This window comes from Streptococcus sp. A34, assembly GCF_043674115.1.
In the GTDB taxonomy this organism is placed as follows: Bacteria; Bacillota; Bacilli; order Lactobacillales; family Streptococcaceae; genus Streptococcus; species Streptococcus suis_V.
This window is the reverse complement of sequence record NZ_JBIMJM010000021.1, coordinates 13,265-32,470: the sequence shown is the minus strand read 5'-3', so window position 1 is coordinate 32,470 and position 19,206 is coordinate 13,265. Positions and strand designations below refer to the sequence as shown.

20 protein-coding genes and 1 pseudogene are annotated in these 19,206 nt (G+C 42.8%); 4 read left to right on the top strand and 17 right to left on the bottom strand.

What is annotated here, in order from left to right; genetic code table 11:
- Window positions 1–111 precede the first annotated feature (111 nt).
- From tadA to ACHBGV_RS06505, 6 genes are all read right to left on the bottom strand, one after another.
- Window positions 112–621: a tRNA adenosine(34) deaminase TadA gene (tadA, locus tag ACHBGV_RS06530; RefSeq protein ID WP_172068131.1), complete on the bottom strand. Its 510-nt coding sequence runs from the start codon at window positions 619–621 to the stop codon at window positions 112–114.
- Between the two features lie 56 nt (window positions 622–677).
- The gene (locus ACHBGV_RS06525) at window positions 678–1,580 is read right to left on the bottom strand and encodes an ABC transporter permease (RefSeq protein ID WP_394732218.1); all 903 of its coding nucleotides are present in this window, start codon (window positions 1,578–1,580) and stop codon (window positions 678–680) included.
- 13 nt (window positions 1,581–1,593) lie between these two features.
- Window positions 1,594–2,550: an oligopeptide ABC transporter permease gene (opp4B, locus tag ACHBGV_RS06520; protein ID WP_105160732.1), complete on the bottom strand. Its 957-nt coding sequence runs from the start codon at window positions 2,548–2,550 to the stop codon at window positions 1,594–1,596.
- 1 nt (window position 2,551) lies between these two features.
- Window positions 2,552–3,493 carry an ATP-binding cassette domain-containing protein gene (locus tag ACHBGV_RS06515; RefSeq protein WP_105110707.1) on the bottom strand — a complete coding sequence of 314 codons (942 nt, stop codon included), beginning with the start codon at window positions 3,491–3,493 and terminating at the stop codon, window positions 2,552–2,554.
- A gap of 2 nt (window positions 3,494–3,495) precedes the next feature.
- Window positions 3,496–4,515 carry an oligopeptide/dipeptide ABC transporter ATP-binding protein gene (locus ACHBGV_RS06510; protein WP_172023343.1) on the bottom strand — a complete coding sequence of 340 codons (1,020 nt, stop codon included), beginning with the start codon at window positions 4,513–4,515 and terminating at the stop codon, window positions 3,496–3,498.
- A gap of 251 nt (window positions 4,516–4,766) precedes the next feature.
- Window positions 4,767–6,560: an oligopeptide ABC transporter substrate-binding protein gene (locus ACHBGV_RS06505; RefSeq protein WP_394735923.1), complete on the bottom strand. Its 1,794-nt coding sequence runs from the start codon at window positions 6,558–6,560 to the stop codon at window positions 4,767–4,769.
- 213 nt (window positions 6,561–6,773) lie between these two features.
- Here ACHBGV_RS06505 and pbp3 point away from each other — a divergent pair, with 213 nt between their 5' ends.
- Window positions 6,774–8,024 (top strand): D-alanyl-D-alanine carboxypeptidase PBP3, encoded by a 1,251-nt coding sequence (gene pbp3, locus ACHBGV_RS06500; RefSeq protein ID WP_394735922.1) that lies wholly within the window; start codon window positions 6,774–6,776, stop codon window positions 8,022–8,024.
- Window positions 8,025–8,271: 247 nt separating this feature from the next.
- Here the strand turns inward: pbp3 and leuS are convergent, their stop codons facing one another.
- The 3 genes and pseudogenes from leuS to ACHBGV_RS06485 all read right to left on the bottom strand — a co-directional run bounded on the left by leuS (window position 8,272) and on the right by ACHBGV_RS06485 (window position 11,979).
- Entirely contained in the window at window positions 8,272–10,773 is a 2,502-nt protein-coding gene (leuS, locus tag ACHBGV_RS06495; RefSeq protein ID WP_394735921.1) for a leucine--tRNA ligase, read from the bottom strand.
- 90 nt (window positions 10,774–10,863) lie between these two features.
- Window positions 10,864–11,713 (bottom strand): annotated as a pseudogene (locus ACHBGV_RS06490) (patatin family protein).
- 110 nt (window positions 11,714–11,823) lie between these two features.
- Window positions 11,824–11,979, bottom strand: coding sequence for a hypothetical protein (locus ACHBGV_RS06485; RefSeq protein WP_161948270.1), 156 nt, complete (start codon window positions 11,977–11,979; stop codon window positions 11,824–11,826).
- Between ACHBGV_RS06485 and ACHBGV_RS06480 the strand changes: the two genes are divergently transcribed.
- A complete protein-coding gene (locus tag ACHBGV_RS06480; protein ID WP_394735924.1) occupies window positions 11,908–12,387 on the top strand; it encodes a GNAT family N-acetyltransferase in 480 nt (159 codons plus the stop codon). The two genes, ACHBGV_RS06485 and ACHBGV_RS06480, sit on opposite strands and share 72 nt — an antisense overlap.
- A 106-nt stretch (window positions 12,388–12,493) precedes the next feature.
- On the opposite strand, the gene groL is transcribed toward ACHBGV_RS06480, so the two are convergent.
- Genes groL through groES form a run of 3 tightly spaced genes read right to left on the bottom strand, consistent with a single transcriptional unit; the run spans window position 12,494 to window position 14,800 of the window.
- A complete protein-coding gene (groL, locus tag ACHBGV_RS06475) occupies window positions 12,494–14,119 on the bottom strand; it encodes a chaperonin GroEL (protein WP_105110714.1) in 1,626 nt (541 codons plus the stop codon).
- 40 nt (window positions 14,120–14,159) lie between these two features.
- Window positions 14,160–14,510: a hypothetical protein gene (locus ACHBGV_RS06470; RefSeq protein ID WP_105110715.1), complete on the bottom strand. Its 351-nt coding sequence runs from the start codon at window positions 14,508–14,510 to the stop codon at window positions 14,160–14,162.
- 8 nt (window positions 14,511–14,518) lie between these two features.
- Window positions 14,519–14,800, bottom strand: coding sequence for a co-chaperone GroES (gene groES, locus ACHBGV_RS06465; protein WP_105110716.1), 282 nt, complete (start codon window positions 14,798–14,800; stop codon window positions 14,519–14,521).
- A gap of 190 nt (window positions 14,801–14,990) precedes the next feature.
- Here groES and ACHBGV_RS06460 point away from each other — a divergent pair, with 190 nt between their 5' ends.
- Window positions 14,991–15,245: a hypothetical protein gene (locus ACHBGV_RS06460; RefSeq protein WP_394735920.1), complete on the top strand. Its 255-nt coding sequence runs from the start codon at window positions 14,991–14,993 to the stop codon at window positions 15,243–15,245.
- A 324-nt stretch (window positions 15,246–15,569) separates the two neighbouring features.
- Here the strand turns inward: ACHBGV_RS06460 and ACHBGV_RS06455 are convergent, their stop codons facing one another.
- A complete protein-coding gene (locus ACHBGV_RS06455) occupies window positions 15,570–15,965 on the bottom strand; it encodes a single-stranded DNA-binding protein (protein ID WP_105110718.1) in 396 nt (131 codons plus the stop codon).
- Window positions 15,966–16,016: 51 nt separating this feature from the next.
- Between ACHBGV_RS06455 and ACHBGV_RS06450 the strand changes: the two genes are divergently transcribed.
- Window positions 16,017–16,787 (top strand): DUF2785 domain-containing protein, encoded by a 771-nt coding sequence (locus ACHBGV_RS06450; RefSeq protein ID WP_394735919.1) that lies wholly within the window; start codon window positions 16,017–16,019, stop codon window positions 16,785–16,787.
- A gap of 189 nt (window positions 16,788–16,976) precedes the next feature.
- On the opposite strand, the gene ytpR is transcribed toward ACHBGV_RS06450, so the two are convergent.
- The 4 genes from ytpR to ACHBGV_RS06430 are packed head-to-tail and all read right to left on the bottom strand — an operon-like array spanning window position 16,977 to window position 19,173.
- A complete protein-coding gene (gene ytpR, locus ACHBGV_RS06445; protein ID WP_394735918.1) occupies window positions 16,977–17,600 on the bottom strand; it encodes a YtpR family tRNA-binding protein in 624 nt (207 codons plus the stop codon).
- Between the two features lie 18 nt (window positions 17,601–17,618).
- Window positions 17,619–18,575, bottom strand: a complete 957-nt coding sequence (locus ACHBGV_RS06440) for a DUF1002 domain-containing protein (protein ID WP_394735917.1) — start codon at window positions 18,573–18,575, stop codon at window positions 17,619–17,621.
- On the bottom strand, window positions 18,572–18,892 hold the full coding sequence (locus ACHBGV_RS06435) for a thioredoxin family protein (RefSeq protein ID WP_105110722.1): 321 nt from the start codon (window positions 18,890–18,892) through the stop codon (window positions 18,572–18,574). Before ACHBGV_RS06435 ends, ACHBGV_RS06440 begins: the two co-directional genes overlap by 4 nt.
- Window positions 18,889–19,173 (bottom strand): DUF4651 domain-containing protein, encoded by a 285-nt coding sequence (locus ACHBGV_RS06430; RefSeq protein WP_105110723.1) that lies wholly within the window; start codon window positions 19,171–19,173, stop codon window positions 18,889–18,891. Before ACHBGV_RS06430 ends, ACHBGV_RS06435 begins: the two co-directional genes overlap by 4 nt.
- Window positions 19,174–19,206 lie beyond the last annotated feature (33 nt).

Below are 19,206 nucleotides of genomic sequence, written 5' to 3'. Positions count from 1 at the left end.
TGTTGATGTTATGCAGTTTTCTCAAAGTAACTTCTGAAAGAAAGAGAACTAGAACTTACTTTGAGAATTTACCAAAAATTATCTATTGCCTTATTCTAACTGTCTGCCGGGCTATAAATCTGTTCCTTGGCTTGCTTTTTCTTTCAACTCTGACTGCTTGGCGCGCCGTTGTCTGAAGAAGTCCTGCATGATTTTTGCGCAGTCATCTTCCAAGATTCCCGACTCGACTTCAACTCGATGATTGAGACGTGTATCTCGCAATACATTGTATAGGCTACCTGCTGCACCAAATTTTTGATTTGGGGCTCCGTAGATAACTTGTGGGATTCGGGCTAGTCCGATGGCCCCGCTACACATAACACAGGGTTCAATGGTTACAAAAAGGGTTGTATCTAGCAAACGCCAGTTCCCTTCAAAGTGATTAGCTTCTTGGATGGCCATGATTTCCGCATGCATGATTGCCTGGTTCAGTTCCTCACGCGCATTGTGACCTCTACCAATAATATTACCATCTTTGACAATTACGCATCCAATCGGTATCTCATGCTTGGCAAGTGATTTTTCTGCTTCCTCCAATGCAGCCCGCATGAAGCGTTCTTTTTCTTCTAATGTATATTCCATACTTCCATTATAACAGAAAAAGAGCTCTCGAAAGAACTCTTCTATAGAATAAACAATTAACCTAAACGTTGCTTAGCGTCTGCTGCACGTTGGAAGGCTTGACCGACATAGTTGATACAAAGCATCATAATAAGGATAAAGATAGCTGCTGGCAACCAAATCCAAGTCTTGTTTTCCAAGATGTCTGCATTACGGGCATTTGAAATCAAAGTACCCAGACTTGGAACTGTTGATGGAAGACCGAATCCTAAATAAGTCAACGAAGTTTCGATACCGATGTTACCTGCAAAGTTGAGGGTCAAATTGACAATAATCAAAGAACTCAAGTTTGGCAAAATCTCACGGAACATAATCATGAAGTCGCTTGTTCCAAGTGTTTTCGACGCATTGACATAATCCAAGCTCGCTTCTGACAAAGTTCTTGTACGGAAGAGACGGGCTTTGGCTGTCCAATAAAATGCACTCATGATAAAAATGAAATGATAAATTGTATAGTTTTTAATAACTGTTACAAATACAATGATCAACATTGTTACCGGCAAAATCATGATAAAATCGACAATACGCATCAAGAAACCGTCCAATCGACCACCATAATAACCTGAGATTAACCCAACTGAAATACCAATGATACTAGTGATAATGGTAATGGTGAAACCGATGATAATGGAGTTACGAGCACCAATAATCAGTTGACCAAAAATGTCTTTTCCGCCTTCATCCGTTCCCAAAATATAGCCATCAACTCCTGGCTCCAAGTAACGTCCTAAAAGATTGACTTTCATAACTTGCTCTTGATCCATTACCAAGGCACCGATGAAAACAGCCAAGAGAACTGTTACCAAGATAATCAATGAAGCTAAAGCTAACTTGTCCTTCATAAATTCTCGTGCAATAACACGAAAACCACCTGGAGGAGTTGAAGCTGATTGTACTTGTTTTTTAATTTCTTTACTCACCTTACTCCTCCTTTTATTTCACACGAATACGTGGATCAACAATACTCATGATAATATCTGAAATCAAGGTTCCCAACAAAGTTCCCATACCAAAGATTAACAAGAGGGCCAAAATGACACTGTAATCACGGCTTGAGATAGAGTTAAAGAACAATTGACCGATACCAGGATAGGTAAAGATATTTTCAATAAAGATAGACCCACCAATCAAACCAGTCAATTCATACCCCAAGAATGATGCAATAGGTAAAATTGAGTTACGGAAGATATGACGGTTGTATACCACACGCTCAGGCACACCTTTGGCACGAGCTGTACGAACATAGTCCTGACTCTTCGCATCGATAATTCCGGTACGAAGATATTGGATTGTTACTGTCGTTGACAAAATAGCCATGGTAATCGCTGGCAAAATCATATGATGGAGACGACTTAATATAGCTGCAAAGCCTTCAACTCCACCACCGATAGAACCACGCGTCGGAAACCAACCTAAACTAAAACCAAATAACCAGAGCATCAAAATTGCAAATACAAAAGTTGGAGTTGAGAAAGTCAAGAAATTGTATACACCAATGACTTTATCAGCAAGTGAATTTTGATAACGACCCGCAATCATACCTAAAGGAAGGGCAATAGCATAGGTCAAAATCATGGTAAGCAATGATAACCAAATTGTGTTATTCAAACGCTGCATAATCACATCGATAACTGGTTGCTTAAAGAGGAAACTTTGTCCAAAATCACCCTGCAAAAGATTTCCTACCCAGCGAATATATTGAACCGGAATTGGATCATAATATCCCGCCGCAATCCGTTTTTGTTCAATAATAGCAGGGTCAATATTAGGGTCAATCATACCGGTAAATGGATCACCAGGCATCATTTTTGCAACAAAGAATGCAATGACACTCAGAATGATAATCTGAGGAATCATCATGAGTAAACGTCGTAATACTGTTTTCCACATCTTAGTTCTTACCTCCTTCTGGAAGGGCTACTTGATGAGTTGCTGAAAAAGCTTTTAAATCGTATACACGACCGTTTTCATCATAGTACTGACCTTGTTTTTCTTGGTACTCCTTTTCTGCAGCCAAACGTTTTTCCTTATTTTTCAAACGATTCACCGGATCAATTGATGGAATCGCTGACAAGAGACGTTTGGTGTAGATATGCTGTGGAATACTATAAATATCATGTTTATTTCCTGTTTCTACAAAACGACCACGGTACATAATGAAGAGTTCATCACACATGTGCTGTACCACACCAAGGTCATGAGAAATAAAGAGATAGCTAAGTTTAAATTCATCTTGGATACGTTTCATATAGTTTAAGACCTGAGCTTGAACAGACAAGTCCAAGGCAGAAACTGGCTCATCAGCAATAATCAAACGTGGGTTACTAGCCAAGGCACGAGCTACTCCAATCCGTTGACGTTGACCACCTGAGAATTCATGAGGATACTTAATTAAAGCTTCTTCATTGAGACCAATTGTATCCAAGAGCTGAAGAACTTTTTTCTTTTCTTCATCTGGTGAAAGTCGGTCAAAGTTACGAATTGGTTCTGCAATGATGTCCAAAATACGTTTTTTCGGATTGAAACTTGAAAGTGAATCTTGGAAAATCATCTGAACATCACGATTAAAGTTGCCTTTTTTTCCACGTGATTTGTTGGTTACATTTTGTCCTTCATAAATAATTTGTCCTGAAGTGGCACGCTCTAAACCAATAATTGCTTTACCAATCGTTGATTTTCCTGATCCTGACTCACCAACCAGACCATATGTCTTACCTTCTTCGATTTCAATGTTTACACCATCCACAGCATAAACATGATCAGTAACACGGTTAAAGAAGCCACTACGAATTGGATAATGGACTTTTAAATCTTTTACTTCAATAAATCCCACTATTAGGCCTCCCCTTCAAAATAGAATGTTTCATGGCAAGTACAACGTACAAAATGGTTAGGTCCAACTTCATGCATAACCGGATTTTCTTCGTGTGTTGCTGCTTCAATCCACGGAATACGTGGTGCAAATCGACAACCTTTACGCAACATCTTTGTAATTGGCGGTACAATTCCGTCAATTACATGTAACTCACCGCCTTCATTTTCTGATTGCGGATTTGATTTCAAAAGAGAACGGGTGTATGGATGTTTAGGATTGGTAAAGAGTTCCTCAACAGGAGCAACTTCTACAAACTGACCACCGTACATAACAGCTACACGATCTGCTGTTTCTGCCACCACTCCTAGGTCGTGAGTAATCAAAATAATACCTGACCCAGTTTCTGCTTGAATATCATTTAATAAATCCAAAATCTGTGCCTGAATAGTTACATCCAAGGCTGTTGTCGGTTCATCGGCAATAATAATCGGAGGTTTACAAGATAAGGCCATGGCGATAATGATACGCTGACGCATACCACCTGACAACTCATGTGGATACTGCTTAAATGTACGCTTAGGATTTGGAATACCTACTTGAGCTAATAATTCCAAAACACGCTCCGTACGGGCATTGGTATCCAAGTCTGTATGATAGAATAGCGCTTCATCAATCTGTGCACCAATGGTCATCAACGGATTTAAAGATGCCAAGGGATCTTGGAAAATCATACCAATATCATTTCCACGTACCGTATTGTACTTGGCCTCGTCCATCCCAATTAATTCCATATCATTGTACTGGATACTACCTGAAATTTTGGTATTTAATGGATTATGTAGCCCCATAATTGTTGTTGCTAAAGTTGATTTACCACAACCAGATTCCCCAACAATCGCTAGGATTTCATTTTTTTGTAAGGTAATATCAACACCGTCAACTGCATCAAAATAATCATCACCGATGCGGAATCCAACGTGCAAATCCTTAATGTCTAAAAGCGGTTTTTCATTAGCCACGCTTTTTCCTCCTTTGTTCATCAGTTCATTCAACTTCTTTCATCCTTCAAATCAAATATCCTTAAGTCTATGAAAACTGATTTTTTATATCTTTCTTAATAAATCCATCAAGTCTATATAGAATTTGATAGCGTTTACTAAAACATAAAAATGACATCAATCATTTTTTGTATACTGGTTCTACTATACCATAATTATCAGAAAATTCCAATAGCAATCTGAAAAAAGCCAACCAAGTTGGCTTTTCAGATTTTATTATCTTCTTTATAAAACTATTCTGCAGCTACACCTTTGTCAGCAGACAATTCGATATTTTCGAGAGCAATACCATTTTCTGAAGCTGAACCATAATTAGTGTCAAAGTTTTTCACACGTTTGTTAAGTGCTACAATTGACTCAGATTCAAATGTTGGAATAGCAAATGCTTGCTCGTGAGCATATTTTTGCCAAGCCTTATAGTTTTCAAGGTTTGTTTTCTCATCGAATGAAGCAGTAGAACTAATCGCATCCAACAATTTTGTATTTTCTTCAGATACAAAACGTGACATGTTGAAGGCTGCGATAGGTCCCCAAGTACCTGTTGGGTTTGGATCGTAACCAGTAGACCAACCACCAGCATACATATCAATTGCAGGGTCGTTTGCTTGAAGTGCATCGTAGAATGAGTTGACTTCAACTGTACGGCCTGTGTACAATTCAACGTTCAAGCCGACTTCTTTCCACCAAGCAATGTATTGTTGTACGAGTGCTTCGTTCGCTTCTGTACGTTTACGAGCAGCAAAGGTAATCTTGAATTCCTTACCATCTTTACCTTCACGGATACCATCGCCATCTACATCTTTGTAGCCAGCTTCATCCAAGAGTTTTTTAGCTTTTTCTGGATCGTATGTGTATCCTTCCAATTCAGAATCATGAATATCGCCGAAGAATGAGATAATCAATGATTTTGCAGGGTGATATAGACCATTGTACAATGACTCACCAGCAGTTTTGGTATCAATTGCATAGGCAATCGCTTGACGAAGATTCACATCATTCATCTTAGCGTTCTCATCCATAACGTTCTTGCCAGCAGCTTCGTCATATTTACCAAAGTTGAATGAAATATACTCGTAAGATGAATCCAAAGATCCAACGATGTTCAAGTTAGAAGCATCTTTATATGAATCCAACTGATCTGCTGGCATTTCTGCGATATCGTAGTTACCAGCTTTCATCTCAGAAACGATTGTATCAGGAGAGACAATATCAATTTTCAATGAACTTGTTTTTGGAGTTGTTCCCTTGAAGAAGTGTTCGTTTGGAACGTAAGTGATAGACTCACCGTTTACAATTTCCTTGATCTTCCAAGGTCCCATACCTACAAGTTTAGCAGTACGTGAGTACTCGCTCTTTTCCCAATCTGCTACAGGAATATCTTTGTAGATGTGTTCTGGTTGGATATAGGCAGGTACATCACCACCGGCATACATCATAGAAGGTGACATTTCTTTCACAGTCAGTTCAACTGTATAATCATCGATTTTCTTGATACCTGAAATGTCTGATGCTTTACCGTCAACAAATTCTTGCATACCTTCAATGTTCAAGAATTTATCATCAAAACGAACACCTGTATAGTCTTTGCTTGCCATTGACTTGATAGTAAAGATGTAGTCGTTGATTGTGAATGGTTCACCATCTGACCACTTGTAGTCTTTACCAGTCAAGCTAACAGTGATTTTTTTACCTTCCACATCAAATTCAGCTTTAGCAAGACCTGAGTCATCTAATTTACGATCTCCATCGTAACCAAACATTGAAATATCAACCATTCCACCAAATGTTGAGTCAGTTGTATTTTCAGTCAGCTCGTCAATCAAAAGACCTGAAGAAGTTGTAGGAGATACCCAAGCATAATTTAATTGAGCACCAGAAACAGCTGTTCCATCTTGAGAAACATCTGCTGGGAATGACAAGTTTTGTTCTGATGAACTTGATGACGACTTAGCACCACAAGCTGCTAAAACAGATGCAGATAAGAGTGTGATACCTGCTAAGGCAAAGAGTTTTGTTGTCTTTTTCATAAAACACCTCTGTTTTCTTTTTTTTGGGACATAGATTTATGTCTATGAATAATATTATATCATAAAATTTTATTAAAGAAAGCGTTTTTGTCAGAAAATTTTGTAAAAAACCAAATTTTCTATATTTTCTAATAATTTCTAGCCTTTTTTCATGTGTCTAGCCCCTTTACAATATGATATAATAGGAAATAATCGATTAAAAAGGAATTTTATATGAAAAAATACAGTTCATTCTTGATAGTTTTTCTACTTTCCATTATTCTAGGAGGCCAAACCAGTCTGGCCGAGGAGCAGGTTTACCAGGCGGCAGCTGAGCATGCCATCGCTATTGAAGTCGAAACAGGAAAAATTTTATACGAAAAAAATGCCCATAGCCCAGCCAGCGTTGCTTCTATCAGTCAGTTGTTGACGGCCTACTTGGTCTATGAAGCTATTGAAGAAGGAAAATTGACAATGGACAGCCCTGTAGCCATATCTGATTTTCCCTATAAGCTGACTCTCAATACAGAAATCAGTAACGTTCTTTTAGAAAGTAGGGAATACACGGTCGAACAGCTGCTCCGGGCATCATTGATTGTTTCTGCCAATAGCGCAACAATGGCTCTGGCTGAGAAGGTGGCAGGTAGTGAGAAAGCCTTTGTGGATTTGATGAGAGAAAAAGTCCAATCCTGGGGTATTGGTGATGCCACGATTGTCAATGCGACTGGCTTGAATAATTCCTACCTCGGGGATGAACGCTATCCCGGCACTGGTAAAGAGGATGAAAATAAATTTTCTGCTGCGGCAATCGCCCTTATTGCCCGTCGTCTGGTCTTGGATTATCCTCAGGTACTAGACATCACCAGCCAACAAAGCTTAACCATGGATGGGCATACCTATTATGGTGGGCATGGGATGTTGGAAGGTAAACCCTATCAGCGTGCAGGTGTAGATGGTTTGAAAACGGGATACTCTGCTACTTCTGGCGCCTCCCTGGTGACAACTGTTGACCAGCAAAATATGCGTGTCCTGACGGTTATCCTCAACGCCGACCTCAGCGATATTGACCCCGATTACCGCTATATCGCAACGACCAATTTGCTCAACTATGTTGCCCAGCATTTCCAATCTATTACCTATCTAGGGCAGGGGAAATCCTTTGATGACAGCTCTATTGAGATTTTCAATGGACGCGTCGACACTAGCCCAGTTGTTGCCCAAAGAGACTTTAGAATTCCAATCAAACGCTCGGCTGTCGAATTGCCAACCGCTTCTTTTAAATCAGTCGAAGGCCCTCTTGAGGCACCACTTAAAAAAGGAACAGCAGCCGGAAGACTGTGGCTCCATGACTCCGACCTGATCGGCAAGGGTTACATTCAAGAACAACCAAGTCTTGAAATGGTCATCGAAAAAGAAGTCAAGGCTGATATTTGGCCCGTCTCTTGGTGGAATTACTTCGTCCGCTATGTCAATGAAAAACTGTAATAACAGCAAAACGACTCCCGCTTTTCGCACGGAAGTCGTTTTTTGTATATGTCTATAAGCTAGAAAAGAAACCAGTCGCTTTGCTTAACTGTTTATTTGGCTCAGACAACCTTGGGAGAGATTGCTGAGGTGGGAAATAAGAACTGACGGAAGTCAGTTTACTTCACAACGACGTTTACTAATTTATTCGGATACAACAGTCTAGGAATAGACTGTTGTAAATCGGAAATAGGGCTAATAAGCGAGTTTATTTCACAACAATATTAACGAGCTTGTTCGGTACCGATATTACCTTAACAACTGTCTGTCCTGCAATTTCAGCTTGGACTTTTTCGTCTGCCAGAGCTGCTTTTTCAAGTTCAGCTGGCGCTAGGTCTTTGGCTACGGTCAAGCGAGCTTTTACCTTGCCCTTGATTTGGACAACGATTTCCACTTCGCTTTCTACCAGCTTGCTTTCGTCATATATTGGCCATGCAACATAGCTGATTGACTGACCTGTTGCTTCCAGACCCTGCCAGAGTTCTTCTGCCAAGTGTGGTGCAAATGGGGCAATCAACTGGACAAAGCCTTTGGCGTATTCGACGTAGAGCTTGTCTTCTTTGTTGGCTGCGTTGACAAAAATCATGAGCTGGGCGATAGCCGTGTTGAATTTCAAGCTCTCAATCTGCTCAGTGACAGCTTTAACTGTTTCATTGTAAACCTTGTCCAAAGCTCCGCTATTTTCCGCCACAATCTCCTTGGTAGTCAAAAGACGGTAAACACGGTCAAGGAACTTACGGCTGCCTTCAAGGCCTTCTTCTGACCAAGCGATTGATGCATCAAGTGGGCCCATGAACATCTCATAAACACGGAGGGTGTCCGCACCGAACTGTTCGACCACATCATCTGGGTTAACCACGTTTTTAAGAGACTTAGACATCTTAGCAGGTGCCTGCTCCAACTCTTCGCCAGTTTCGATGTTGAAGAAAGAACCATCACGTTTTTCAACTTTATCTGTCGCTACAAGGGCACCACGGCTGTCGCGGTAGCTTGTTCCCAAAATCATGCCCTGGTTAAAGAGTTTTTGGAAAGGCTCTTTGGTCGGCACAACACCGAGGTCGTAAAGGAACTTATGCCAGAAGCGAGCATAAAGCAAGTGAAGGACTGCGTGCTCGGCACCACCGATGTAGATGTCCACCGGCAACCAAGCTTTGAGAAGCTCCTCGTCTGCCAATTTCTCGTCGTTGTGCGGGTCGATGTAGCGAAGGTAGTACCAGCTAGAACCCGCCCATTGTGGCATAGTGTTGGTCTCACGGCGACCTTTAACGCCATCTTCACGCACCACTTCCAACCAGTCAGTCAGGTTAGCAAGCGGTGATTCACCTGTACCTGAAGGCTTGATGTCTGAGGTTTTTGGCAATACCAGAGGTAACTCATTTTCTGGTACTGCTGTGGAAGTGCCGTCTTCCCAGTGGATGATTGGAATTGGCTCCCCCCAATAACGCTGGCGGCTGAAGAGCCAGTCGCGGAGGCGGTAAGAAATTTTCTCCTGACCGACACCATTTTCTTCCAACCAAGCCACCATTTTGGCAATGGCATCTTCCTTGTTAAGACCATCTAGGAAGTCTGAGTTGATATGTGCTCCATCTTCTGTGTAAGGAGCTTCTTCTACATTGCCACCTTCCAGAACTGGAATGATGTCCAAACCAAACTGTTTGGCAAATTCCCAGTCACGCTCATCGTGGGCAGGAACAGCCATGATAGCACCTGTTCCGTAGCTCGCCAGCACATAGTCAGCAATCCAGATTGGAATTTCTTTACCGTTGACAGGGTTAATGGCGTAGGCGCCTGTCCAAACACCTGTCTTGTCTTTTGCTAGGTCAGTACGAGCCAGGTCTGATTTGAGAGAGGCTTGGCGTTTGTATTCTGCCACAGCTTCTGCTTGTTCAGCTGATGTGATACTATCCACCAAGTCATGCTCAGGAGCAAGAACTGCGTAGGTCGCACCGAAAAGGGTGTCAGGACGAGTTGTGAAAACAGTGAAGTCCTTGTCTGTGTCCTTGATTTTGAAGGTCACATTGGCACCGGTTGACTTACCAATCCAGTTGCGTTGCATATCCTTGATTGACTCTGGCCAATCAACTTCTTCTAAGTCGTTAAGCAAACGCTCTGCATAGGCTGTGATTTTCAACATCCATTGGCGCATTGGCTTGCGGACAACAGGGTAGCCACCACGTTCAGATGTTCCGTCAGGAAGGACCTCTTCATTGGCGATAGCTGTTCCTAATTCCTCCACCCAGTTTACAGGCACTTCTGCCTCGTAGGCTAGGCCTTTTTCATACAACTTGGTGAAAATCCACTGGGTCCACTTGTAGTAGTTAGGGTCTGTCGTATTGACCTCACGATCCCAGTCGTAAGAAAAGCCAAGGGCGTTAATCTGACGCTTGAAGTTGGCGATATTTTCCGCTGTAAAGTCAGCTGGGTCATTGCCCGTATCCATAGCATACTGCTCCGCTGGCAGACCAAAGGCATCCCAACCCATTGGGTGAAGAACGTTGTAGCCTTGAGCACGCTTGTAACGGCTGAGAATGTCCGTCGCCGTATAGCCCTCAGGGTGACCAACGTGCAAGCCCGCACCAGACGGATAAGGGAACATATCTAGGGCATAAAAGTTTGGCTTGTCCGCATCTGTTCCCGTTTTAAAAGTATGGTTTTTTGCCCAAAATTCCTGCCATTTGGGCTCGATTTCCTTGTGATTGTAGAAGCTCATATCATTTCTCCATGTCAATAAATTATCTTTACTATTATATCACGAAATAAGGAAAGAAAAAAGGTAGAAATCACGGGGGATTCCTGCTCATTACTCTTCATTTCCCAAATACCCCATCAATCCCGCCACAGCTTTCTCCCCGTCCGCCAGACCCAGCCCATAAATCTCGTCAAATTTGACTGGATTTTTTTCCAAACGTCCTATTTCGAGCGACTTTTGAGGGCGAACTGCAAAAACCTGACCCCTGATGTTCCAACTGGATAATCTTTTCAACCGTATCATTGTAATGCTGGTAATGTTTTAAAGCCACCGCCACAAACTTGGGATATTTCTTGTAAAGCAAGCGGTAAACCCGCCCGCTAGAGGGCTTCTTGCGGTAATCAATGGGTTGTGTCAATATCACAATCAATTTGTCAAACCCCAGGCTTCTAGCAAAGTCCACAGGGATGGAGTCCGAAAGACCACCGTCTAAATATTTTTTCCCATCAACTTCGATAATTTTTGAGACCACTGGAAGAGCTGAGCTGGCTCGCAAGAGCTCCATCTGCTCAAAGACATGGTCAATTTTGTAATACTCAGGAAGACCTGTTTCGACATTGGTCACTGTCACATAGAAAGGCACGCCAGACTTGGCAAAGGCCTCTTGGTCAAATTTGTCCAGCTCCATAGGCACTTTGTAGTAGGTAAAATCCTTGTTGACCACATTACCCGTCAGCAACCAAGACCGCAAACTCATATAGTTCTTGTCCTTGATAAAACGCTTATTGTAGCGGAGGGCTCTCCCACGTTGCTTGGATAGAAAATTGACACCAAAAAGCGCTCCAGCCGATACACTGACAATCCCGTCCACCTTGATGCCTGCATCCAAAAACGCATCTAGCACACCAGCCGTGTAGAGCCCACGCATACCGCCACCCTCTAAAACCAGACCAACCTTCATCCGACACCTCCACAAAAAAATATGATTCTATTGTAACAGAAAAAACTCTCTAGAGCATATTTTAGCCAATCAACAAGATGTACGCTCTTTCCATCAAAAGTGATGACATGCTATAATAGGTCAATCAACATAAAATGAGGACGAACATGATTAGCATTAAAGAAATCACCCACGAAAACTAGCAAGATATCAACATCCCCAATCACCCCTTCCTTCTGATTGGTCGGCTTATCCCATCCTATCAGAACCAGGCTTGGTCCAGCCAAGCAGTCCTTTTTGAGTCAACCGAATGGGTGACCTTTCCTGATGAAAACTACGATTTTGAACAAATACAGGATAGCCATATCTTCATCGGCGCCTACGATGACAACAAATGTGTCGGCTTGGCTATCCTACAAAAACCGCTATTCAAGTATATCTACCTCCACGACCTAAAGGTTTATGCAGACTATCGCCAACAAGGACTGGCTAGCATGCTGATAGACAAGGCCAAGGAAATGGCTCAGTCAAAAGGTTACCAGGGAATTTATACCATCGCTCAAGACAACAATCTCATCGCCTGTCAATTTTACCAAAAGGTCGGTTTTGAAATTGGTGGTCTAGATACCAGGGTCTACAAAGGAACTGCTCAAGAAGGCAAGGCTGACATCTATTTTTATTTGGATTGTGACTAAGACATGGCAATGTCCATGAATCTCTACTTTCCTCGTCTGGGGCAGATAAGGATTTTCTCTGTATCAAAAAACTTGGCCAGGTGACCAAGTTTTTATTTGTTTCTCTTTAGTAGCCCATACCACCCATGCCATCCATACCTGCTGGCATAGCTGGAGCAGCTGGTTCTGGTTTGTTGGCAACAACTGCCTCGGTAGTCAAGATGAGACTTGCAACAGATGCCGCATTTTGAAGAGCTGAACGAGTCACCTTAACAGGGTCGATAATTCCTTCTTCCATCATATTGACCCATTCACCTGTTGCAGCGTTGAAACCTGTGCCAAGCTCAGAATGTTTCAACTTGTCAATCACAACAGAGCCTTCGTAACCAGCATTGTAAGCAATCTGACGAACTGGTTCTTCCAAGGCACGCAGAACAATATTGCGACCTGTCTCATCATCACCAGACAAGTCCAACTTAGCCACGCTGTCAATCACGTTGACAAGAGCTGTACCACCACCGGCTACAATTCCTTCTTCGACCGCAGCACGGGTTGCGTTGAGGGCATCTTCGATACGGAGTTTCATTTCTTTCAACTCAGTCTCAGTTGCCGCGCCGACCTTAATTACTGCCACACCGCCAGACAATTTAGCCAAGCGTTCTTGGAGTTTTTCGCGGTCAAATTCAGAAGTTGTTGACTCGATTTGTGACTTGATAACTGCCACACGATTGCTGATAGCCTCAGGATTGCCAGCGCCTTCCACAATAGTTGTGCCGTCTTTATCAACTACGACCTTGGCAGCTTGACCAAGCGACTCGATAGTCGCATCTTTGAGGTCCAGCCCCAAGTCCTCTGTAATCACGGTACCGCCTGTCAAGATAGCAATATCTTCCAACATGGCCTTGCGACGGTCACCAAATCCGGGCGCCTTAACCGCTACAACGTTGAAAGTGCCGCGGATTTTATTAAGAACAAGCGTTGGCAGAGCCTCACCATCCACATCATCCGCCACAATCAAGAGCGGTCGATTGGTTTGAAGAATGCTTTCCAAGAGTGGCAAAATCTCTTGAATATGAGAAATCTTCTTATCCGTCAAGAGGATAAATGGATTTTCCAGTTCTGCCACCATTTTTTCATTGTCCGTTACCATGTATTGAGACAGATAACCGCGGTCAAACTGCATGCCTTCTACGACATCCAACTCTGTTTCCATACCGCGAGATTCTTCAATGGTAATGACACCATCTGTTCCCACTCGCTCCATGGCCTCTGAAATATACTCACCGACTTTTTCAGAACGGGATGAAACTGCCGCAACCTGAGCAATTTCTGCCTTGTTTGAAACAGGAATAGCTTGCGCTTTCAAGGCATCCACTGCTGTCGCGACCGCAGCTTCAATCCCTCGACGGATACCGATTGGGTTGGCACCCGCTGTCACGTTTTTCAAGCCTTCACGGACAATAGCTTGGGTCAAAACAGTCGCTGTTGTCGTACCGTCACCTGCAATATCGTTGGTCTTAGATGCGACTTCCGATACCAATTTGGCACCCATGTTTTCAAAATGATCTTCAAGCTCGATTTCTTTGGCAATGGTTACCCCGTCATTGGTAATCAAGGGTGAGCCATAAGCTTTTTCCAAGACTACATTGCGGCCTTTAGGACCCAAGGTTACTTTTACAGTGTCTGCTAGAATATCGACACCGCGTACCATGCTCTCACGCGCATCTGCTGCAAATTTAATTTCTTTTGCCATTTTATTTCCATCCTTTGTATCAATTAAATATTATAAAGTGCTATATTTCTTCAAATTTCCATAAAAATATCAGATTATCCCCAAAAAAGTGTTCAAAGTAGACCACAAGATAATCACAAATTTGCTCTAGTGATTGTTCTGTTACATCTAAAGTAATATATCGTTTGGAGCGATAATCCAAAATTGTCATACCATCTAACAAGGGCGGCAAGACTGTTTCCAAGGATTGAAACCAAGGTTTCTTAATTGGAAGAGCTAAGTTTAGCATATTGTCTGACGTCAATTGAAACCAAATTTGCTGCTGGTTTCCTTGTTCCCAGGCAGTTATACAGCTTCCGGACGTGCTAACTTGCAAAAAATTCTGAAGAATCTCACTTAGCTGTTCTTTCATAGTCTATCTTACTCAACCACTGCTACAATATCCGCCTCACGGACAATAGTCACTTTTTCTTCACCATCTTTGACTTCCAGACCAGCGTGGGCCTCGACCAAGACCTTGTCACCGACTGCCACAGACGGTGCAATCAATTCTCCGTTCAAGGTGCGAATTCCTTGACCAACCGCCAAGACCTGCGCCTCTTTGGTCGCTGCTTGGCTAGTTCCTGCAAGGACAAAGCCCCCTACTGTCTGTTCTTTTTCTTCGATTTTTACAACGATGCGATCGCCTAATGGTTTCAACATATCAATGCCTCCTTCATTTTTAGCACTCTGACATTGCGAGTGCTAATTCACAATTCTTATTGTATCACTTGGTCAAAAATAGTCAAGAAAATTCTACCAAGTTTTTTGAAATCCGTCCCAAGTCGGACGAAAAACCAACTAGTCTTACTTATGAGAATATGCTATACTCTTCTTAGGAAAGGAGGTCTCTATGACATTCTTCAAAAATCTATACAAAGACTATCAGGAAAGCAAATATTCTACCTACGAAGGTTTTTTAGAGTGGTTTTTGAAACGGAAATTAAACTTCCTGGGAAAAATCATTTTCGCCTACCTACTCTGGACCATTTGGATTGTCTTTTTTCTACATCCCCACTGGTTTATCTTTTTCTTCTATGGTGTGATTGTTCTATCAATCATGGTTATCTTCCTCGAATGGTGGAATGACCGTAAAAAAGGGCGCTAAAAAACGCCAACTTTCGCCAGCGTTCTTTAAGGAGATTATGAAAAATATTTAGGATTGACTTAAGTATATCCGAGTTCTACACTGTTCACATCCGTCCTGAGACTGATTCTCACATTTTTGGATAAAAATAAGTACCCTCAGTTGTCAGACGCAAAAAATGCCAGCTTACACCGGCATTCTAAGGAGATATGAAAAATATTTAGGATTGATATTAGTATAAACGACTTTTCACATCCTATCATCAGTCCTAGGACCGATTTACCAGACATTATTTCATTATTTATAGGGAAAATATTTGAGACGTCAAAAAATTGTCACTTTCTGTTAGAAGGGCAGTTCCTCCTCTTCTAGAACCAGGTCAGCCAGGTCTTCACCAGCATTATTTTCACGCATGGCACGTTGGGCACGACTTTCGAGCAACTGGAAACTGTTTCCAAGGACTTCAGTCACATAATGGTTATTGCCATCTTTTTCATATTTACGAGTACGGAGCTCTCCGTCAAGGGAAATCAAGCTGCCCTTGCTACCGTAGGACACCAGGGTTTCAGCCAATTTACCCCAGAAAATGATATTGATGAAATCCGCTTCGCGCTCACCAGACTCTGTCTTGAAGCGACGATTGACAGCAACTGTAACGCGGGTTAAATTTTTTCCCGACGGCGTCTGTGTCAACTCAGGCTGGGCCGTCAAACGACCAATTAGAATAACTTTATTGTACATTTTTTATCCTCCTACATATCTATTCGCAAAAGAAAGGAAAAAATACAAAAAATGAAAGAAATTTTAGAAAAAAAGTTAGAAAGCAATGAACATTACAGCACTGAGCAAATCAATTGGCTCTTAGACCATATCGGAGACCCTGACCCTATCATTCGTGACCAGCTGGTCTATGCCAGTTTCTGCCACCCTTTTCTGGATGAAATCATTAGCAAAGACCAGGCTCAGCAACTTTTTGAACAGAGCCAGCAAAGGCAACTTCTCTCACAAGATAGTCTAACTCGCAGTTTTGCCAGCCTGCTCTATGCTTTGATTATAGCCATAGATGAGGACCGTCCTCACTATCAGAATTTCCTGACTAACAGCCAGCTCCAAATCCTCTTTGAACAGGCCCTGAACATTTTTACTTTTGAAAATGACTGGCGTGGTTACGATGAAAATCTGGGCTGGATACATGCTGGTGCCCATGGAGCGGATTTTCTCCTCGCTGCTACCTGCCACCAATCCTTCCCAGCCGACAAGTTTGAGCAGGCTTGGCAAGCTCTTATAGACTGCTGCCTCAAGCAAAACAGCACATTTTCAGCAGGTGAAGAGACGAGATTGGCCCAGATACCTGTTTATCTCATCCTCAATCAAAAGGTTTCGGCTTCAACCCTAGTCACATGGATGGAGCAATTAGATGTCCCCAATCAAGAGCCGGTTGAGTATTTCCGTTGGCTCAATATTCAACGATTTCTATCCAGCATCTATTTCCAACTCAAATCACACCAAGCTTTGACACCAGAAGTTGAGCAAGCCATTGAAAAACAAATACGGCTATACTAGAACCTGCATTCACAGCTCAGCATCTCTAGCCAAGGCTAGTTTTCTGCCACTCATCGTTCGCTTTTCTCGAAATACAGTCAGTATTCCATCAAAAAATGGTCTTGATTGGCAAAAAACTATCTCTTGTCTAAATATACTTTTCTTGTGAATGGAGGTTCTAAAAAGAATTGGTACGCGACCAATTCTTTTTTAGTTTTTCCAATGTTTAGCGGAATCAAAGGCCTCGCCTGCGACGGCGCTATCGTCCAATTCGATAATACCACGTACTTGTGGTGCGTTTGGCAGGCCCAATTCACGCGGACTACACATCATACCAAAGCTATCCTCGCCACGGAGTTTACCAGGGAAAATCAAGCTACCGCTCGGCATCATAGCTCCTGTCAGGGCAACAATGGTTTTGAGGCCTTGGGCTGCGTTTGGCGCGCCAGCTACGATTTGCACCGTTTTGTCGCCAACGTTGACTTGACAAATATTGAGGTGGTCGCTGTCTGGGTGCGGTGTCAATTCCACAATCTGACCGACCACAAATTTTGGTTCCTTGTCATTGACCAAACTTTCCGCAAAACCTTCTTGACTCAATTCTGCATTCAAGGCTGCAATCTGCTCGTCTGTCAAGAAGACCTGACCATTTCCGCTCAAATCAACCAGACTAGACACTTCAAAAATATTCCAAGCTACCGTCTGCCCCGTCTCCTCGATATAGACACGCGCAACCTTGCCCTTGCGTTCAACTGTTACATCTTGTCCTTTGCCATCAGCCACGATGACCATGAGTACATCACCGACATATTCTTTATTATATGTAAAAATCATTTATCAACCTTTTCTATGTTATGAAAATAATCCGATAAGCCCCTTCCAAAGACCCTCAAAGAAGGAACCAATCTTCTCTAGAATGCCTGAATCCTGGAGATTTTTGTAGGCATCTGAAATTTGTTGCTCGGCCTGGCTCTTGAATTGCTTGAGCTGGGCAGCGACTTCTTCCGAATCAATGGCACTGGTTTCCTGATAAGCTTTGGCAAAAGTGACCAGCTTGGAAATCTCATCAGCCGTAATCACTGTATCCAGACCATTTTGTTTCAAGACATCATTGATAATGGTGTTGATTTGGTCCTCAGAGGCAATTTGACCTTGAGAATCCTTGTATTCTGCCAAGCCAGTCTTGATTTCTGCGATAGCCTTGTCAAAGGCAGAGCTGTCAAAATTTTCTTGACCTGCGTGGGCAATCGCCACTTCATTAACGGTTTCCAATTCCTGCTGGGCAACCACTGTCCGCTCAGGATCTACCGTTTCGCCATTGGCCTCCAAAGCCTTGTAAACACCCGTCAAGGCAGACTCACCTGTCACCTGAATGGGAGCTGCAACGTCAATCAAGACATCTGTCGCTCCCGCGGTAATGGCCGCATTAGCATACTGAGTTGAGGTAATGAGGGTGATATTCTGCGGTGTCTTGATGTCAACGACAACTCCCTTGCCTGACTCCTGCTTCTGCACCAAAACAGATGAAAAGAGCGAGGCTGTATCTGCACCAGAAGTCCCTAAATATTGGTCCATATCCTGACCCTGCACCACTTGACGGCTGACATTCTCAATATTCTTGATATTGAGTAGACTATTGACCTCCGTCACTTGAGCATCTGACAAACCACCGCCATATACCATGGTTGGCTTGCCCCATTTTTCATTGATGGCATCTGTCTGAATGTCTGCATGGGCAGCTGTCATCGGTGCTCCAACCAGGCCAATCACAAGAGTGGCTAGAGCAAGTTTACTTACTGTTTTTTTCATACTGGTAATCCTTCTAAAAAGTCAATGATTTGCTGCTTGGTTTTACGGTTTTTATCGACAAAGCGTCCAATTTCCTGACCATTTTCCAAGACAACCAAGCTAGGAATGCCGAAAATATTCCATTCTTGAGCCAGGGGCATGAAGTCATCCCGATCTAACTGGACAAAGGTCATGTCGGGAAAAGCAGCCTCGATAGCTGGCAAATGCGGCTTGATATAGTGGCAATCCCCACACCAGCTGGTCATAAAGAGAAAAACTGTCCGCTGACCAGACTGGACGAGCACGGCCACTTCCTCGTAATTCTGTGGAAAAATCATCTCACTTCCTCCTCAAATGTGATGTCACCTTTGGTATTTTCAAATAGAAAAATGCGACCATCTTCCATGATGACCCCGCCTACCAAATAGTCGGACTGGGACTGGGTTTCATCCACATAGACCGTGGCAATGCTGCCCAAATCGGCGAAGTAAGCCCGAACCTGCTGGAGAGCCTGAGCCTTTTTACGGTCTTCCTGAACCTTGCGGTAAAATTGAGCGCTAGCGGTGAGCACACCTGCCCCCACTAAGCCGGCTAGCACGGCTACCTTTTTCTTATTCATGGTCCCTATTTTATCATAAAAAATGGTAAAATA

Bases quoted from the DNA above. Each gene is read 5' to 3' on its own strand.
- leuS (WP_394735921.1), bottom strand. From the start codon at position 10,773: ATGAGCTTCTACAATCACAAGGAAATCGAGCCCAAATGGCAGGAATTT.
- ACHBGV_RS06505 (WP_394735923.1), bottom strand. From the start codon at position 6,560: ATGAAAAAGACAACAAAACTCTTTGCCTTAGCAGGTATCACACTCTTA.
- ACHBGV_RS06450 (WP_394735919.1), top strand. From the start codon at position 16,017: ATGAAAGAAATTTTAGAAAAAAAGTTAGAAAGCAATGAACATTACAGC.
- ACHBGV_RS06440 (WP_394735917.1), bottom strand. From the start codon at position 18,575: ATGAAAAAAACAGTAAGTAAACTTGCTCTAGCCACTCTTGTGATTGGC.
- ACHBGV_RS06470 (WP_105110715.1), bottom strand. From the start codon at position 14,510: ATGAAAGAACAGCTAAGTGAGATTCTTCAGAATTTTTTGCAAGTTAGC.
- ACHBGV_RS06435 (WP_105110722.1), bottom strand. From the start codon at position 18,892: ATGATTTTTCCACAGAATTACGAGGAAGTGGCCGTGCTCGTCCAGTCT.
- opp4B (WP_105160732.1), bottom strand. From the start codon at position 2,550: ATGTGGAAAACAGTATTACGACGTTTACTCATGATGATTCCTCAGATT.
- pbp3 (WP_394735922.1), top strand. From the start codon at position 6,774: ATGAAAAAATACAGTTCATTCTTGATAGTTTTTCTACTTTCCATTATT.
- groL (WP_105110714.1), bottom strand. From the start codon at position 14,119: ATGGCAAAAGAAATTAAATTTGCAGCAGATGCGCGTGAGAGCATGGTA.
- tadA (WP_172068131.1), bottom strand. From the start codon at position 621: ATGGAATATACATTAGAAGAAAAAGAACGCTTCATGCGGGCTGCATTG.
- ACHBGV_RS06455 (WP_105110718.1), bottom strand. From the start codon at position 15,965: ATGTACAATAAAGTTATTCTAATTGGTCGTTTGACGGCCCAGCCTGAG.
- ACHBGV_RS06460 (WP_394735920.1), top strand. From the start codon at position 14,991: ATGACATTCTTCAAAAATCTATACAAAGACTATCAGGAAAGCAAATAT.
- ACHBGV_RS06510 (WP_172023343.1), bottom strand. From the start codon at position 4,515: ATGAACAAAGGAGGAAAAAGCGTGGCTAATGAAAAACCGCTTTTAGAC.
- ACHBGV_RS06430 (WP_105110723.1), bottom strand. From the start codon at position 19,173: ATGAATAAGAAAAAGGTAGCCGTGCTAGCCGGCTTAGTGGGGGCAGGT.
- ytpR (WP_394735918.1), bottom strand. From the start codon at position 17,600: ATGATTTTTACATATAATAAAGAATATGTCGGTGATGTACTCATGGTC.
- groES (WP_105110716.1), bottom strand. From the start codon at position 14,800: ATGTTGAAACCATTAGGCGATCGCATCGTTGTAAAAATCGAAGAAAAA.